The sequence below is a fragment of the Pseudomonas sp. CBS genome (genome assembly GCF_024734645.1).
Lineage (GTDB): Bacteria > Pseudomonadota > Gammaproteobacteria > Pseudomonadales > Pseudomonadaceae > Aquipseudomonas.
Map to the genome: position 1 here is coordinate 5,020,112 of NZ_CP102929.1, position 15,355 is coordinate 5,035,466.

Genomic DNA, 15,355 nt, shown 5'->3' on the forward strand with positions numbered 1-15,355 from the left:
TGATCAGGCTGCGGTCAGCAAGCCCTGGCGTTCGATAAAGGCGACGATTTCTTCCAGGCCGACGCCGGTTTTCTGATTGCTGAAGACGAAAGGTTTACCGCCGCGCATGCGCTGGGTGTCGCTGTTCATCAGCTCCAGGGACGCGCCCACCAGCGGCGCCAGGTCGATCTTGTTGATCACCAGCAGGTCGGATTTGCAGATCCCCGGCCCGCCTTTGCGCGGCAGCTTGTCGCCGGCCGACACATCGATCACGTAGATGGTCAGGTCCGACAGTTCCGGGCTGAAGGTGGCCGATAGGTTGTCGCCGCCGGATTCCACCAGGATCAGGTCCAGGCCGGGAAAGCGCCGGTTGAGTTGGTCTACCGCTTCGAGGTTGATCGAGGCGTCTTCGCGAATCGCGGTGTGGGGGCAGCCGCCGGTTTCCACGCCGATGATGCGCTCGGGCGCCAGGGCCTGGTTGCGCACCAGGAAGTCGGCGTCTTCACGGGTGTAGATATCGTTGGTGACCACCGCCAGGTTGTAGCGATCACGCAGGGCCAGGCACAGGGCCAGGGTCAGGGCGGTCTTGCCGGAGCCGACCGGGCCGCCGATGCCGACGCGCAGGGGTTGGGTGTTCATATGATTCTCCAAGATAAAGTGCCCTAGGAACGGAACAGGCGGCTGTACTGGCGCTCATGGGCCATGCACGCCAGGGACAGGCCAAAGGCGGCGCTGCCGTAGTGATTGGGGTCGAGTTGGCTGGCGCTCTGCTGGGCTTGTTGCAGCAGCGGCAGCAGTTCACTGGTCAGGCGCTGGGCGGCTTGCTGGCCCAGTGGCAAGGTTTTCATCAGCACCGCCAGCTGGTTTTCCAGCCAGCTCCACAGCCACGCGGCCAGGGCGTCGTCGGGGCTGATCTGCCAGGCGCGGGCGGCCAGCGCCCAGCCCAGGGCCAGGTGCGGTTCGGGTCGCTGCGCGAGAAACGCCCGCGCGTGATCATCCAGCTCCGGCAAACCGTTGAGCAGTTGATGCAGCGAATAACCCATTTGCCGGCTTTCCTGGTACAGCTCGCGGGTCTCGCGGCTGGCGCGGTGTTCCTCACACAACTGCGCGAGGCGCGGCCAATCCTGTTCAGCGGCGGCCTTGCAGTGGGCGAGCAGCAGCGGCGCTTCGAAGCGCGCCAGGTTGAGCAACAGTTGATCGCTGATCCAGCGCCCGGCACTCGCCGGGTCGATCACGCGGGCTTGCTCCACGGCCATTTCCAGGCCTTGGGAATAGCTGTAGCCGCCAATCGGCAGCTGCGGACTGGCCAGACGCAACAGCGCCCAGGCTGGGTTCATAGACGTACGCCGAACTGGTGCAGTTTGGGCGGGTAGTTGAAGTCTTCGTCACCATGGCGGGAGTGATGGTGGCCGCCGCCATAGGCGCCGTGTTCCGGCTGGAAGGGGGCCTCGATGGTTTCAGTCGTCGCACCCAACTGATCAAGCATGGCCTTGAGCACGTAGTCATCCAGCAGGCGCAACCAACCATCACCCACTTGCAGGGCGACATGGCGATTGCCCAGGTGATAGGCCGCGCGGGTCAGTTCAAAGGCACTGCTGCAGGTGACGTGCAACAGTTGTTCAGGGCGGGCGCATACGCGTACGACACGTCCGTCTTCGGCTTGTAGGAATTCACCATCGTGCAGCGGCGATTGGCCGCGCTCCAGGAACAGGCCGACGTCTTCTCCATCGGCACTGAAACAGCGCAGACGGCTTTTGCTGCGGGCTTCGAAGTTCAGCAGCAACTCGGCGGCCCAGACGGGTTCGGGGGCGATTCGGCGGTGGATCACCAGCATCAGAAAGCTTCCAGCTATGAGCGATAAGCAAGCTAGAGCAAGGGTCTTGCCAACCACGCGGGGAGTAGGAATTCCCTGTAGGCAGGCGGTGTGTGCCACCTGATGGCGCAGGAAATTATTCCAAAATGTTTCATTTTGGTGCGTGAGTGGATTTATAGCACCGGATTCGGGCGCTTAGCGTTGAATTCCATGGCTTGCTGCATGAAATTTCTTTCATCTTTGGGAGGGTGATGAGTTGTTTCGGATTTTTCCCACGCAGTTACAGGATTAGGCGGTCATCGGGTTACGCGCTGTTTCATTAGGATTCCGCTCCGTGTTTAATTCTCAGCGGTTCCATCATGTACAAGTCATTTTTCTGTTTAATCATTGTCAGCTTGTCGCTCACCCTTTCATCCGCTTCGGCCAATCTCCATCGGGCCCCGGCATTTGCCCCGCGGCCTTCTATCGACAACGTGATCGATCGTGCCCATGCGCTGCTGGGCACGCCCTACAAGTGGGGCGGCACCTCGGTACGGCAGGGCTTCGATTGCAGCAGCTTTCTGGTGTACCTGTTCAAGACCGAAGCCAATATTCATCTGCCCCGCACGACGTCTGAGATGCACCGCTCAACCGCGGCCACGATCAAGCGCGATGCATTGCAACCGGGTGATGCCGTGTTTTTCAGGGGCAACGGGCGCGGCCAGGTCAGCCACGTCGGTCTCTATATAGGCGAGGGCAAATTCATTCACTCGCCCCGCACCGGCAAAAGCGTGCGCATCGATTCACTGGCCAACAGTTACTGGAACAAGAACTACACCACCGCCAAGCGTTTCCACGCCGTGCGCTGATTTATTCAGTGCTGCCCAAGCCTTGCCAATGCTTGAGGCCAATGAAGATAAAGCGCAGTTGCTGGGTGATCTTGGCTTGAGGCGTGAGGTGCGCAGGCAGCGCTTCGGCGGGCGGGTCGATGATGTCGGGCAGGGTGGCGAACACGCTCTTGACGATCAGGTCGGCCATTACGTGCAAACCGTCGGCATCCAGGTGCTGGAGCTTGGGCATCAGGGTCAGGTCGGCGGCGAGGTCGCTGGTGATGTCTTCGCGCAGGGCACCAATGGCTTGGCGCACGGCGAGGCTGCCACCGTATTGCTCGCGGGCCAGGAACAGGAATTGTGAACGGTTGGCGGCGACCACATCCAGGAAAATCCGTACCGAGGCATCAATGATGCCGCCCATTACGAATTCATTGTGGCGCACCAGGCGAATCGTCGCGCGAAAGGTCTGGCCGACTTCACTGACCAATACCAGGCCCAACTGATCCATATCGGCAAAGTGACGGTAGAAACCGGTGGGCACGATGCCGGCGGTCTTGGCCACTTCACGCAGGCTCAGGCTGCCGAACCCACGGCCACACTCCATCAGATGGCGGGCTGCGTCCATCAGGGCGAGTCGGGTCTGTTGCTTCTGTTCGGCACGGGGCAGCATTGGCAGGCGGGCTTTGTGGACAAGGACAGCGACGCACTCTAGCAAATCAGCTTTGCCAGCGTCGAACTTCAAAAGGGAGAAGGGCGTTGCGGTTCACACAAAGTCAAAGCCCGATCGGGTGATCGGGCTTTTTTCCAGGGCCAGCACGGGCTTAGCTCTGTGCTTGATGCAGTTCTTGCAGACGGTCAGCACCGCCTTCAGCTACGGAACCGGCATAGGCGCGTTCGTTGGCTTGTTCAGCACCGCCTTCAACCAGACCTTTCTGTTCCAGGCGATCACGGCCACCTTCGGCAACAGCGTTGCGTTCCATCAGGCGATCAGCGCCACCTTCAACCAGACCTTTCTGTTCCAGACGATCACGGCCGCCTTCAGCAACGCCTTCGGTGTAAGCGCGTTTGTTGGCTTGTTCCGAACCGTTTTCAGTGATGCTGCCGTTGTAGTCGGTGTTGTTCTTGTCCGAAGCACCGCTGCGCGCCAGGGTTTGGCTGACGTGGGAAGCATCGGCTTTCACTTGTGGGGTGGCCTGTTCAGCAGCTGGCAGGGCAAATGCGCTGGTGGCCAGGACGGAAAGTACAAAGCTTGCGAGTAATTGGCGTTTCATGATGGGTTGCTCCTTGGGAGGGCGATAAATTGGGTACAGGGCTAATGCTACTCTTGATAAGTCGATATAAAAGTTCATAAACACAATGGTAATAATCAACAGAATTGATTGTTCTCGGCGAAGGCTCTATCTCGCAGGTCTCAAGCCCGCGCTTTTGCACCGTGGTGGGTATTTTCGACACGGTCGTGGGTAACAACGGTGCGTGGTTGATGATTGAAATTGTCTGATTGGTCAGGAAAGGCGGTTTTTAGCGCTAATTCATCAATGGGGTTAAACCCCCGTGCCGTTTGTCAGTCGTAGCCATATAAGCTGTAGTCAAAACGTGCGCCGCAATGCGCCCGCTCAGTCGTAACCTGGAGTCCTGTGCAATGACGCGCACTCGTAAAATTCTCGCCTGGAGCTGCGCCAGCTTCGTTTTGTTAATCGCCATTGTGGTGTTGGTTTTGGTGTTCTTTGACTGGAACCGGATCAAGCCGCCGCTCAACGCCAAGGTCTCCGAGGAGCTGCATCGACCGTTTGCCATCAATGGCAACCTGGCCGTGGTGTGGCAGCGCGAGCCCGATGAAGGCGGCTGGCGCGCCTGGGTTCCGTGGCCCCATGTGATTGCCGAAGACCTGACCCTGGGCAACCCCGACTGGTCGAAAACCCCGCAGATGGTCACCCTCAAACGCGTGGAATTGCGTGTCTCGCCCCTGGCGTTGCTGGCCCAGCGTGTGGTGATCCCGCGTATCGACCTCACCGAACCGAGTGCGCAGTTGCAGCGCCTGGCCGACGGCCGCGCCAACTGGACCTTCAAGTTCGACCCCAAGGACCCGAATGCCGAACCCTCCAACTGGGTGGTGGACATCGGCGCCATCGGCTTCGATAAAGGCCATGTGACCCTCGACGACCAAACCCTCAAGACCCAACTCGACGTAGTGATTGATTTGCTTGGCAAGCCAATTCCCTTCGGCGAAATAGTCGGGGACGCCGACGCCAAGAAGGCCCTGGAAAAAGGCTCGGCGCCGCAGGATTACGCGTTCGGCCTCAAGGTCAAAGGCCAATACCACGGCCAGAAACTCGATGGCACCGGCAAGATCGGTGGCCTGCTGGCGTTGCAGGACGCGGCCAAGCCGTTCCCGCTGCAAGCCCAGGCCAGGATTGGCGACACCAGCATCGCGCTGGCCGGCACCCTGACTGACCCGATGAACTTGGGCGCCCTTGACCTGCGCCTCAAACTCTCCGGCAGCAGCCTGGGCAATCTTTACCCACTCACCGGCGTGACCCTGCCGGACTCGCCGGCCTATTCCACCGACGGCCACCTGATCGCCAAGCTGCATGAGCCCAGTGGCGCGTCGTTCCAGTATGAAAACTTCAACGGCAAGATCGGCAACAGCGATATCCACGGCAACCTTGGTTACGTCGCGAGTCAGCCGCGGCCCAAACTCACCGGCGCGCTGGTCTCCAACCAGTTGTTGATGACCGACCTGGCGCCGCTGATTGGTGCCGACTCCAACGCCAAGCAAAAGGCCCGTGGCGGTGAAAGCAAGCAGCCGGCGACCAAGGTGCTGCCGGTGGAAGAGTTTCGCACCGAGCGCTGGCGCGATATGGATGCCGACGTTGAATTCACCGGCAAGCGCATCGTCCACAGTGCCGAATTGCCGTTCACTGACCTTTACACCCACCTGGTGTTGAACGACGGCCAGTTGAGCCTCGAGCCCCTGCGTTTCGGCGTAGCCGGTGGCAAGCTCGACGCGCAGATTCGCCTTAACGGGCGGACCACGCCGATGGAAGGCCAGGCCAAACTCACCGCACGTAACTTCAAGCTCAAGCAGTTGTTCCCAACCTTTGAGCCGATGAAAACCAGCTTCGGTGAACTCAACGGTGACGCCGACATTTCCGGACGCGGCAACTCCGTCGCAGCGCTGTTGGGCACGTCGAATGGCGATCTGAAGATGTTGATCAACGACGGCGCCATCAGCCGTGGCCTGATGGAAATCGCTGGGCTTAACGTCGGCAACTACGTGGTAGGCCGTCTGTTTGGCGACAAGGAAGTGAAGATCAACTGCGCGGCGGCGGACTTTGGCATCAAGTCCGGCCTGGCGACGACTCGTCTGTTTGTGTTCGATACCGAGAACGCGATCATCTACATCGATGGCACCGCGAACATGGCCAGCGAGCAACTCGACCTGACGATTACCCCAGAGTCCAAAGGCTTCCGCCTGTTCTCCCTGCGCTCGCCGTTGTACGTCAACGGGCCGTTTATCAAGCCGAACGCTGGCGTGAAGGCGGTGCCGCTGATGCTGCGTGGTGCGGGCATGGTTGCCTTGGGTGTGATTGCCGGCCCGGCGGCGGGTTTGCTGGCGCTGGTGGCGCCGAGCGGCGATGAGCCGAACCAGTGTGCGCCGTTGCTGCAACAGATGAAGGAAGGCAAGGCACCAAAAACAGTGAAGGGCTAGCTGTTGATCGTTCCCACGCTCCGCGTGGTAACGCCGCCTTGGACGCTCCGCGTCCGCTCTTAGGGCGTGACGCAGAGCGTCACAAGATGCATTCCCACGCAGAGCGTGGGAACGATCGGGGAAAGGCTTACAGGTCCTTCAGAATATCCGCCATGTCGTCAGCGTGTTCTTCTTCCTGGGCCAGGATGTCTTCGAAGATCCGGCGAGTGGTCGGGTCTTTGTCGCCGATGTACTGGATGATCTCGCGATAGCTGTCTACCGCGATGCGCTCGGCCACCAGGTCTTCGTAGACCATTTCCTTCAGCGTATTGCCGGCCACGTACTGCGCGTGGGAGTTTTTCGACAGCAGGTCGGGGTTGAACTCCGGCTCGCCACCCAACTGCACGATGCGCTCGGCCAGCTTGTCGGCGTGTTCGGCTTCCTGGGTGGCGTGCTCGAGGAATTCCTCGGCGGCGACATGCGCCTTGACGCCATTGGCCATGAAGTAATGGCGCTTGTAGCGCAGCACGCACACCAGTTCGGTGGCCAGTGATTCGTTGAGCAGACGCAGGATTTCCTGGCGGTCGGCGTCATAGCCTTCAGTCACGGCACCGTTTTCGACGTTCTTGCGGGCGCGGTCACGTAAAGTGGCTACGTCAGACAAATGTGAGTCAGTCATCTCATTCTCCTGGTACTAATCCGGTTTTGCGCCACGCTCTGCCGGCGTGATCGCTCCAAGTTGTGAGTCCCAGGCAACGCAAAAAGTTTTATCGGATTTTACAGAGCGTGCCCCGACAGCCGCGCTTCCTCCTGCAGCCATTCGAAAAACGCTCGGACTGGCGGGTGCCGTTCACGGCCCGGTACGCACAGGGCGCTGTAGCCGGCGCCGTTGACGCGTATCTGTGGCCGGTATTGCACCAGCAACCCGCTGGCGATGCTTTCCGAGACCAGGATATTGCTGGCCAACACCAGGCCCTGGCCGGCGATGGCTGCTTGCAGGGCATAGTGTTCTTCGTCGTATTCGCGCAGTGGCGAGGCTGATCTCAGCCAGTCTTCCCCGGCCTTTTCGCACCAGGCCTGCCAGCCCAGGGCGTACAGCTTGGAGTTGTGCCAGCGCACGCTGATCAGCGTCGGGGTGCGTTCGCTCGCCAGGGCGACTTGTTCGGGGGAGCCATACACGGCGAAACATTCGTCGAACAGGCACAAACCGTACAGGTTCGTGTAGTCGTCGATGCTGTAGCGGATCACCAGGTCGACGCTGGCGTCCTGCTGCAAATCGACCACGGCGCAGTTGGTGTCCAGGCGCAGGCTGATATCCGGATGGGCGGCATAGAAGCGCCCGAGTCGCGGCACCAGCCACAGAGCGGCGAACGCCGGCGTAGTGGAGAGCGTGAGATTGCTGGCGCTGCGCTGCGGGCGAAGGGTGTCGAGGCTTTGCGCGACGTCCAGCAGGGCGCCGTGCAGGCTGTGGAACAAGCGCTCGCCGCGTTCCGTCAGGCGCACCTGGCGCGGCAGGCGCTCGAACAGTGGCACGCCGAGCCAGGTTTCCAGCGAGCGAATCTGGTGGGACACGGCCGTTGGCGTTACCGACAGCTCCTTGGCGGCGGCCTTGAAGCTCAGCAGGCGCGACGCCGATTCAAAGGCGCGCAGGGCGGTCAGGGGCAGCGAGGCAAACATATGAGGCTCCACGGATGAATTAAAATCATCCAGAACAACTATTGCTCATTTGTGAGGTTAGCCAGGCATCTCTAGATTTGTGGGCAAGAGAGGCGGCCAGTCAGGTTGCCTGAGTCTAGCGTGTGAAGGCCTACAGATGAAAAAAATGCTTGCTATCCATTCCAGTCCCCGCGGTGAACGTTCCCATTCCCGGCGCCTGGCCGAGGTGTTCCTGGCCGCCTGGCACGCCGCTAACCCTGACGCACACCTGAGCCGCCGCGAAGTCGGCCGTGCATCGATTCCCCATGTCAGCGAAGCGTTTATTGCCGCCAGTTTTCACCCCGAGCCGCAGTCGATGCCCTTGTCCATGCACGCTGATTTGCAACTGAGCAATGAACTGGTGGCCGAGCTGGTCGAGCACGAACTGCTGGTGATTTCCGTGCCGATGTACAACTTCGGGATTCCCAGCGGCCTCAAGGCCTGGATCGACCAGATCGTGCGCATGGGCCACACCGTGGACATCACTCAGGACAGCCAGGGCATCGCCCACTACCAGCCGTTGCTGTTGGGCAAAAAGGCGCTGATCATCACCAGCCGCGGCGGCAGCGGCTTTGGCCCGGGCGGTGAAAACGAGGCGATGAACCACGCCGATCCGCACCTGCGGACCGCGCTGGGGTTCATCGGCATTGAAGACGTCACAGTGATCGCCGCAGAGGGTGAGGAGTCCGACCCGAGTGTTTTCCGTCGCTCCTGCGATGCGGTCGAAGGCCAACTGCGCGATCTGGCCGGGAGCTTCTGAGGTGTCCTGGCTCTTCCTGCTGATCGCTGCCGGGTTTGAGGTGACGTTCGCCATGGGCATGAAGTACGCCGACGGTTTCACCCGGCTGTGGCCATCGCTGATCACCGTCATCGCGGCGGTGGGCGGGATCTATTTCCTGACCCTGGCCATGCGTGAACTGCCGGTGAGCGTGGCCTACCCGATCTGGACCGCCATTGGCTCACTGGGCACGGTGTTTCTCGGGTTTGCGCTGCTGGGGGAGAGCCTGACGCTGATCAAGCTGGTGTCGGTGGGCTTGATCGTCGCCGGCGTGGTCGGCCTTAAGTAGCTTCAGGCGCGCCGACATTGCTGCGAACCGGTGTCGTCCAGCGCTCCGACAAAATCACCCCGCCCAAAGTCAGCAAGCCGCCCACCAGGTGGTACATCGCCAGTTGCTCCTTCAACACCACTGAGGCAATCAACGCGGTGATCAACGGCAGCAGGTTGAAAAACAGCGTGGTGCGGCTTGGGCCGAGGGTCTTCACCGAATGCATCCACGCCAACGGCGCGAGCATCGAGGCCAACAGGCAGGCGTACAGCACCAGGGGGATATTCGACCAGCCAAGGCCGGCCTTGTCGGAGAGCAGGAACAGTGGAAACAGCACCACCACTGCCACCAGCACCTGCAAATACAGCAACACCAGCGGCGGCAAACGCAGCTGCCATTTTTTCAGCAGGGTGCTGTAGACCGCGTAGGCCAGCGTGGCCACCAGCATCATCGCATCACCCATGTTCAGCCCGTGTTGCAGCAGCGCGCTGAGACTGCCGGCGGAAACCACCACCACCACGCCGGCGAACGACAGCACGGCACCGGTCAGGGCGCCGAAGGTCAGGCGTTGGCCGAGGCTGATGATGGCGGCGGTGAGGGCCATCAGCGGCATCAGCGACAGGATGATGCCCATGTTGGTGGCCGAGGTCAGGTTCGCGGCGTAATACGCCAGGCTCTGATACACCGCCATGCCCAGCACGCCGAGGATGAAGATCTTGCCCAGGTTGGGGCGAATCAGCGACCAATTGGCGATGACGGGTTTGAGCATGAACGGGGTAAACAGCACGCCGGCCAGCAGCCAGCGATAAAAGCCGATCTCGGCAGGGAAAATCGTCCCCACCGCGAGTTTGTTGACCACGGTATTGCCGGCCCAGATAAAAATGGCCAGTAACGGATAAGCGTATTGCATCGAAAGGAGCCTGTTGCGTCTATGAGCGGCGATTATCCTTTGTCTGGATCGAAGCCTATACTTCGATCCAGCCATCCGACCTTTGTATCCAGACAATATGCCGAAGAAGTACATCAACCTTCCCGATTTCGACCAGTTGCCGTCCCCGGTGTATTTCCGCTATTCGGAATTCGAGGCTGACACCCATGCCAGTGCGCACCAGCATGCCTGGGGTTCCCTGGATTACTCGGCCCGAGGCGTGATGCGCTTTGAAGTGGCCGGCAGCCGCTTCATGTCGCCGCCGCAATACGCGGTGTGGATCCCGCCGAATACCCAACACAGTTCCTACAATGCCCAGGCGATTGTCTATCGCTCGGTGTACCTGGCGCCCGCGCTGTGCGAGCAATTGCCAGCGCAGCCGTGCACCCTGACCATCAGCGATATCCTCAAGGCGATCCTCAGTGATTTCGCCGAACGTGACGTCAACATTCCCGAGAATGAAGCCGATGTGCGCCTGGCCCAGGTGCTGGTGGACCAGCTTCGGCAGGCCCCGGTGCATGATTGTTTCCTGCCGTACGCCAGCCATCCCGGTTTACTCAGCGTGCTGGAGGGTATGCAGGCCGATCCCGGGGATAACCGCGCGCTGGCCCAGTGGGCGGAGCAGGTACATGTCAGCGAGCGCACCCTGGCGCGGCAATTTGTGCGTGAGCTGGGGATGAGTTTCGGCGAATGGCGCCAACGCCTGCGTTTCCTTGCGTCCATCGAAGCGTTGGACAGCCCGCGCAGCGTCCAGGAAGTAGCGTTTGACCTGGGCTACAGCACCGCCTCGGCGTTTATTGCGATGTTTCAGCGCCAGGCCGGCTGCACCCCGGAGCAGTACCGTCGGACGAATATTCGTAGCAGGTGAACGTGTAACAGGGTTTGACTACACTGCTGGGGAGGCCGTGCCCCTCGGCACGGTAACAGGGAGAAAACTCCATGAAGATGCTGCGTATTCCGCTGTTGATGATGGGCTTGCTGTTGTGTTCCCAAGGCTTTGCCGCGACTGCTGCACAGACGGCTCAGCAACAAAAAATGACCACTTGCAACGCCGAAGCCAAGACCAGTGGCAAAACCGGTGATGAACGCAAGGCATTCATGAGCACCTGCCTCAAGGCGGCCCCGGCGGCCAACGACGCCAAGACCCTCACGCCACAGCAGCAAAAAATGAAAGACTGCAACGCCACGGCGAAAACCCAGGCGCTGACTGGCGATGCACGTAAAACGTTTATGAGCACCTGCCTGAAGAAATAATAGCCGGGTGCCATAGAAGGCTGCGACACTCATACACAGCCCTCTGTTATCTGTAGGAGCGAGCTTGCTCGCGAAGAACGTCAACGAAAACGCGTTCATCCTGAATAAACGTGGCTTCCTTGGGTTTTTCGCGAGCAAGCTCGCTCCTACAAGTAACAGCATCCTTTAACGCCGTTCGTTTTGAGGCTGTATGCCAACGTTTTCTCAGCGTCACGTGTTGTTGTTGGTCAGTTGCGTGCTGATTTTTGGCGGGCTGCTGCTGGTTTTGCCGTTGAAGTTGCTGCCGAGCCTGTTGGCCGGGCTGCTGGTGTATGAGCTGGTCAACATGCTCACCCCGCAGTTGCAGCGGCTGATAGAAGGCCGGCGTGCGCGCTGGTTGGCAGTGGCGTTGCTGGGGACTTTGATCGTCAGCATCCTGACCCTGATCTTCGCCGGGGCCATCAGCTTCCTGCTGCACGAAGCGGAAAACCCCGGGGCTTCCCTGGATAAATTCATGGGCGTGGTCGACCGTGCCCGCGGCCAACTGCCGCCGTTCCTCGATGCCTACCTGCCGGCCAGCGCCGCCGAGTTTCGCGTGGCCATCGGCGAATGGCTGAGCAAACACCTCAGCGAATTGCAGTTGGTGGGCAAAGACGCTGCGCACATGTTCGTGACCTTGCTGATCGGCATGGTGCTGGGCGCGATCATCGCCCTGCAGCGGGTGCCGGACGTCACCAAGCGTAAACCCTTGGCTGCTGCGCTGTTCGATCGCTTGCATTTGCTGGTCCAGGCCTTTCGCAACATCGTCTTCGCCCAGATCAAGATCGCCGCGCTGAACACTGCGTTCACCGCAATCTTCCTCGCGGTGGTGCTGCCGCTGTGCGGGATTCACCTGCCGCTGACCAAGACGTTGATCGTGCTGACGTTCCTGCTGGGCCTGCTGCCGGTGATCGGCAACCTGATGTCCAACACCCTGATCACCATCGTGGCCTTGTCGTTGTCGATCTGGGTGGCGGTGGCGGCGTTGGGCTACCTGATCGTGATCCACAAGGTCGAGTACTTCCTCAACGCGCGGATTGTCGGCGGGCAGATCAGTGCCAAGTCGTGGGAATTGTTGCTGGCGATGCTGGTGTTCGAAGCCGCGTTCGGCCTGCCGGGGGTGGTGGCGGGGCCGATTTATTATGCGTACTTGAAGAGTGAGTTGAAGCTGGCGGGGATGGTTTAGGCATCCGCTTTTTGTGGCGAGGGAGCTTGCTCCCGCTGGGGCGCGAAGCGGCCCCAAAAAACCGGGCCTGCTACGCAGTCCAACGGGAGCAAGCTCCCTCGCCACACAAGCCCTGTAATCAGTAGCCGTAGCGCTTGCTGGCCTCAATCGCCAGACCACTGCCAATACTGCCAAAGATGTTCCCTTCCACATGCTGCGCATTCGGCAGCATCGCCGAGATGCTGTGGCGCAGCGCCGGAATCCCGCTGGAACCCCCGGTAAAGAACACTGTGTCCACCTGGGCCACGTCCACCGAGGCGTCGTTGAGCAGTTGCGTCACCGCATTGCGCACCCGTTCCAGCAAGCCATCGATGGCCGACTCGAACAACGCCCGGCTCAACTCCACGCTCAACCCAGGCTCGACCCGGTCCAGCAGCACATGGCGGCTGTCCTGTTGGGTCAGCTGGATCTTGGTTTCTTCCACTTCCATCGCCAGCCAGTGCCCGGCGCGCTGTTCGATCAGGTTGAACAGGCGGTCGATGCCGCCGGTGTCCTCGATGTCGTAGCGCATGCTGCCCAGCGCCAGCTTGGATTTCTGTGAGTACACCGAGTTGATGGTGTGCCAGGTCGCCAGGTTCATGTGGTGGCTGGTGGGCATGTAGGCGCCGCTTTTCATGCGGCTGCCGTAGCCGAACAGCGGCATCATGCCGGCCAGCGAGAGTTGCTTGTCGAAGTCGGTACCGCCGATATGCACACCGCCGGTGGCGAGGATGTCGTCGTGGCGGTTATCGATCTGGCGGCGCTCGGGCGACAGGCGTACCAGGGAGAAGTCGGAGGTACCACCTCCGATGTCGACAATCAGCACCAGCTCTTCTTTCTCGATGGTGGACTCGTAGTCGAAGGCCGCGGCAATCGGTTCGTACTGGAAGGAAATGTCCTTGAAGCCGATCTTGCGGGCCACGTCCACCAGGGTGTTTTCGGCTTCCTGGTCGGCCATCGGGTCGTCGTCGACGAAGAACACCGGGCGGCCCAGCACCACTTCGTCGAACTCACGCCCGGCGGTGGTTTCGGCACGGCTCTTGAGTTGGCCGATAAACAGCGCCAGCAGGTCGGTGAACGGCATGGCCGTGCCCAATACACTGGTGTCGTGCTTGATCAGCTTGGAACCCAGCAGGCTCTTGAGCGAGCGCATCAGCCGGCCTTCGTAATTTTCCAGGTACTCGTGCAGGGCCAGGCGACCGTAGACCGGGCGGCGTTCTTCGAAGTTGAAGAACACCACCGACGGCAGCGTGATCTTGTCGTCCTCCAGCGCGATAAGCGTTTCCATGCCGGGACGAATCCAGCCGACGGTGGAGTTGGACGTGCCGAAGTCGATACCGCAGGCACGGGCTGGGGATGGGTTTTTCATGTCAATCGGGTTCCGGTTGAAAAACGGCCGCGCAGTGTATGCCACCCGCGTGCAGATGCGTAGGCCGACTATCCGCTAAATACAACGGACTTGTTACCTTGAAAGCCCGGTGTTTGCCCCCAAATCCTCCCCATACGGTTGGTGGCTGCAGGATTCTGCCCGCAGCGCCGATAAACTTCTGACGCACCCTTCGGTCACAAGATTGAGATCGGTCAATCCAGACGCCGCAAACAGGCGCATGCTGTGACGCTGGCAGTGCGATATCGATAACGGACGGTGATACTCCCGATGGACTTCAAAGACTATTACAAGATTCTCGGCGTCGAGCCGACTGCCGACGACAAAACGATCAAGGCCGCCTATCGCAAGCTGGCGCGCAAATATCACCCGGACGTGAGCAAGGAAAAGGACGCCGAAGCCAAGTTCAAGGACGCGTCCGAAGCCTATGAAGCGCTGAAAAGCGCCGACAAACGCGCCGAATACGACGATCTGCGCAAATACGGCCAGCATGGCCAGCCGTTCCAGGGCCCGCCAGGCTGGCAGAGCCGTGGCGGCTACGGTGGCGGTGGCCAGGACACCGGCGACTTCTCGGACTTCTTCAGCTCGATCTTCGGTTCGCGCGGCAATGGTTTTGGTGGTGCCCAGGGCCGTAGCGCCGGGCGCCGGGGGCAAGATGTGGAAATGGAACTGCCGGTCTTCCTTGAAGAGACCCTGTCCAACGAGTCCAAGCAGGTCAACTTCCAGGTGCCGCAATACAACGCGGCCGGCCAGCACGTCAGCAACACCACCAAGAGCCTGAACGTGAAGATCCCGGCCGGTGTGGCCGACGGCGAGCGCATTCGCCTCAAGGGCCAGGGCGCGCCGGGGATTGGCGGTGGTGCCAATGGTGATCTGTACTTGATCATCAAGTTCGCGCCACACCCAAAATTCGATGTGGAAGGTGAGAACCTGATCATCACCCTGCCGCTGGCCCCGTGGGAGCTGGCGTTGGGCACGGAAGTGGCGGTGCCGACCCTCACCGGCAAGATCAACCTCAAGGTGCCGGCCGGCAGCCAGAACGGCCAGCGCATGCGCGCCAAGGGCCACGGCTTGTTGAACAAGGCCGGGCAGCGCGGTTACCTGTTTGTGCAACTCAAGGCGGTGATGCCGAAAAACACCGACGACGAGGTCAAGGCGTTGTGGCAGGAACTGGCACAAAAAGCCGCCTTCGATCCAAGAGAATCATGGAGTAGCTAACGATGAGCAGTCCCCGTTTGGTTCAAGTGAACATGGCAGAATTCTGTGAGGCCACCGATTTGTCGGTGGCCTACGTGATCGAAATCGTCGAGCACGGCATCGTTGAACCGGTGGGGACCAGTCCCGAGTCCTGGCGCTTCACCGATTACGAACTGGCCTTGGCCAAGCGCGCCTCGGCGCTGCAAAAGGACCTGGAGCTGGAATGGGAAGGCGTCGCCCTGGCGCTCGACCTGCTGGAGGAAGTCCAGCAACTGCGGGCCGAGAACCAGATGCTCAAACAACGGCTGGGGCGGTTGGTGCAAACGCCCTGAAT

Annotated in this window: 18 protein-coding genes; 9 read left to right on the forward strand and 9 right to left on the reverse strand. The window is 60.5% G+C overall.

The window, feature by feature from the left end; all coding sequences use genetic code 11:
* Positions 1-3: 3 nt before the first annotated feature.
* The 3 genes from ureG to ureE are packed head-to-tail and all read right to left on the reverse strand — an operon-like array spanning position 4 to position 1,813.
* Entirely contained in the window at positions 4-618 is a 615-nt protein-coding gene (gene ureG, locus NVB75_RS22925; protein ID WP_003217431.1) for an urease accessory protein UreG, read from the reverse strand.
* Positions 619-641: 23 nt separating this feature from the next.
* A complete protein-coding gene (locus NVB75_RS22930; RefSeq protein WP_258343442.1) occupies positions 642-1,316 on the reverse strand; it encodes an urease accessory protein UreF in 675 nt (224 codons plus the stop codon).
* Positions 1,313-1,813, reverse strand: a complete 501-nt coding sequence (gene ureE / locus NVB75_RS22935; RefSeq protein ID WP_076018025.1) for an urease accessory protein UreE — start codon at positions 1,811-1,813, stop codon at positions 1,313-1,315. Before ureE ends, NVB75_RS22930 begins: the two co-directional genes overlap by 4 nt.
* A 338-nt stretch (positions 1,814-2,151) precedes the next feature.
* Between ureE and NVB75_RS22940 the strand changes: the two genes are divergently transcribed.
* Positions 2,152-2,640 carry a C40 family peptidase gene (locus NVB75_RS22940; protein WP_177025921.1) on the forward strand — a complete coding sequence of 163 codons (489 nt, stop codon included), beginning with the start codon at positions 2,152-2,154 and terminating at the stop codon, positions 2,638-2,640.
* Between the two features lies 1 nt (position 2,641).
* Here NVB75_RS22940 and NVB75_RS22945 read toward each other — a convergent pair whose 3' ends face one another.
* Together NVB75_RS22945 and NVB75_RS22950 are read right to left on the reverse strand one after the other, a co-directional pair.
* Positions 2,642-3,274, reverse strand: a complete 633-nt coding sequence (locus tag NVB75_RS22945) for a TetR family transcriptional regulator (RefSeq protein WP_017478372.1) — start codon at positions 3,272-3,274, stop codon at positions 2,642-2,644.
* Positions 3,275-3,425: 151 nt separating this feature from the next.
* Positions 3,426-3,875 carry a hypothetical protein gene (locus NVB75_RS22950; protein WP_258343446.1) on the reverse strand — a complete coding sequence of 150 codons (450 nt, stop codon included), beginning with the start codon at positions 3,873-3,875 and terminating at the stop codon, positions 3,426-3,428.
* A 368-nt stretch (positions 3,876-4,243) separates the two neighbouring features.
* Between NVB75_RS22950 and NVB75_RS22955 the strand changes: the two genes are divergently transcribed.
* On the forward strand, positions 4,244-6,313 hold the full coding sequence (locus tag NVB75_RS22955) for an AsmA family protein (RefSeq protein WP_258343448.1): 2,070 nt from the start codon (positions 4,244-4,246) through the stop codon (positions 6,311-6,313).
* Positions 6,314-6,440: 127 nt separating this feature from the next.
* Here the strand turns inward: NVB75_RS22955 and NVB75_RS22960 are convergent, their stop codons facing one another.
* Positions 6,441-6,971 carry a bacterioferritin gene (locus NVB75_RS22960; RefSeq protein ID WP_003217418.1) on the reverse strand — a complete coding sequence of 177 codons (531 nt, stop codon included), beginning with the start codon at positions 6,969-6,971 and terminating at the stop codon, positions 6,441-6,443.
* Positions 6,972-7,069: 98 nt separating this feature from the next.
* Entirely contained in the window at positions 7,070-7,981 is a 912-nt protein-coding gene (locus NVB75_RS22965; RefSeq protein WP_258343450.1) for a LysR substrate-binding domain-containing protein, read from the reverse strand.
* A gap of 124 nt (positions 7,982-8,105) precedes the next feature.
* Here NVB75_RS22965 and NVB75_RS22970 point away from each other — a divergent pair, with 124 nt between their 5' ends.
* Together NVB75_RS22970 and NVB75_RS22975 are read left to right on the forward strand one after the other, a co-directional pair.
* Positions 8,106-8,747 carry an FMN-dependent NADH-azoreductase gene (locus NVB75_RS22970; RefSeq protein WP_258343452.1) on the forward strand — a complete coding sequence of 214 codons (642 nt, stop codon included), beginning with the start codon at positions 8,106-8,108 and terminating at the stop codon, positions 8,745-8,747.
* 1 nt (position 8,748) lies between these two features.
* Positions 8,749-9,054 carry a multidrug efflux SMR transporter gene (locus tag NVB75_RS22975; RefSeq protein ID WP_177025925.1) on the forward strand — a complete coding sequence of 102 codons (306 nt, stop codon included), beginning with the start codon at positions 8,749-8,751 and terminating at the stop codon, positions 9,052-9,054.
* On the opposite strand, the gene NVB75_RS22980 is transcribed toward NVB75_RS22975, so the two are convergent.
* Positions 9,047-9,943: a DMT family transporter gene (locus NVB75_RS22980; protein ID WP_177025926.1), complete on the reverse strand. Its 897-nt coding sequence runs from the start codon at positions 9,941-9,943 to the stop codon at positions 9,047-9,049. The two genes, NVB75_RS22975 and NVB75_RS22980, sit on opposite strands and share 8 nt — an antisense overlap.
* Positions 9,944-10,040: 97 nt before the next feature.
* Here NVB75_RS22980 and NVB75_RS22985 point away from each other — a divergent pair, with 97 nt between their 5' ends.
* The 3 genes from NVB75_RS22985 to NVB75_RS22995 all read left to right on the forward strand — a co-directional run bounded on the left by NVB75_RS22985 (position 10,041) and on the right by NVB75_RS22995 (position 12,419).
* Positions 10,041-10,829, forward strand: a complete 789-nt coding sequence (locus NVB75_RS22985; protein WP_258343454.1) for a helix-turn-helix transcriptional regulator — start codon at positions 10,041-10,043, stop codon at positions 10,827-10,829.
* Between the two features lie 71 nt (positions 10,830-10,900).
* Positions 10,901-11,215, forward strand: a complete 315-nt coding sequence (locus tag NVB75_RS22990; protein WP_010173948.1) for a PsiF family protein — start codon at positions 10,901-10,903, stop codon at positions 11,213-11,215.
* Positions 11,216-11,405: 190 nt separating this feature from the next.
* On the forward strand, positions 11,406-12,419 hold the full coding sequence (locus NVB75_RS22995; protein ID WP_076018014.1) for an AI-2E family transporter: 1,014 nt from the start codon (positions 11,406-11,408) through the stop codon (positions 12,417-12,419).
* A gap of 118 nt (positions 12,420-12,537) precedes the next feature.
* Here the strand turns inward: NVB75_RS22995 and NVB75_RS23000 are convergent, their stop codons facing one another.
* Positions 12,538-13,806 (reverse strand): Hsp70 family protein, encoded by a 1,269-nt coding sequence (locus tag NVB75_RS23000; protein WP_017478383.1) that lies wholly within the window; start codon positions 13,804-13,806, stop codon positions 12,538-12,540.
* Positions 13,807-14,094: 288 nt separating this feature from the next.
* Between NVB75_RS23000 and NVB75_RS23005 the strand changes: the two genes are divergently transcribed.
* Both NVB75_RS23005 and NVB75_RS23010 read left to right on the forward strand, forming a co-directional pair.
* The gene (locus NVB75_RS23005; protein WP_003217399.1) at positions 14,095-15,042 is read left to right on the forward strand and encodes a DnaJ C-terminal domain-containing protein; all 948 of its coding nucleotides are present in this window, start codon (positions 14,095-14,097) and stop codon (positions 15,040-15,042) included.
* Between the two features lie 2 nt (positions 15,043-15,044).
* Positions 15,045-15,353: a chaperone modulator CbpM gene (locus NVB75_RS23010; protein WP_003217397.1), complete on the forward strand. Its 309-nt coding sequence runs from the start codon at positions 15,045-15,047 to the stop codon at positions 15,351-15,353.
* Positions 15,354-15,355: the final 2 nt, after the last annotated feature.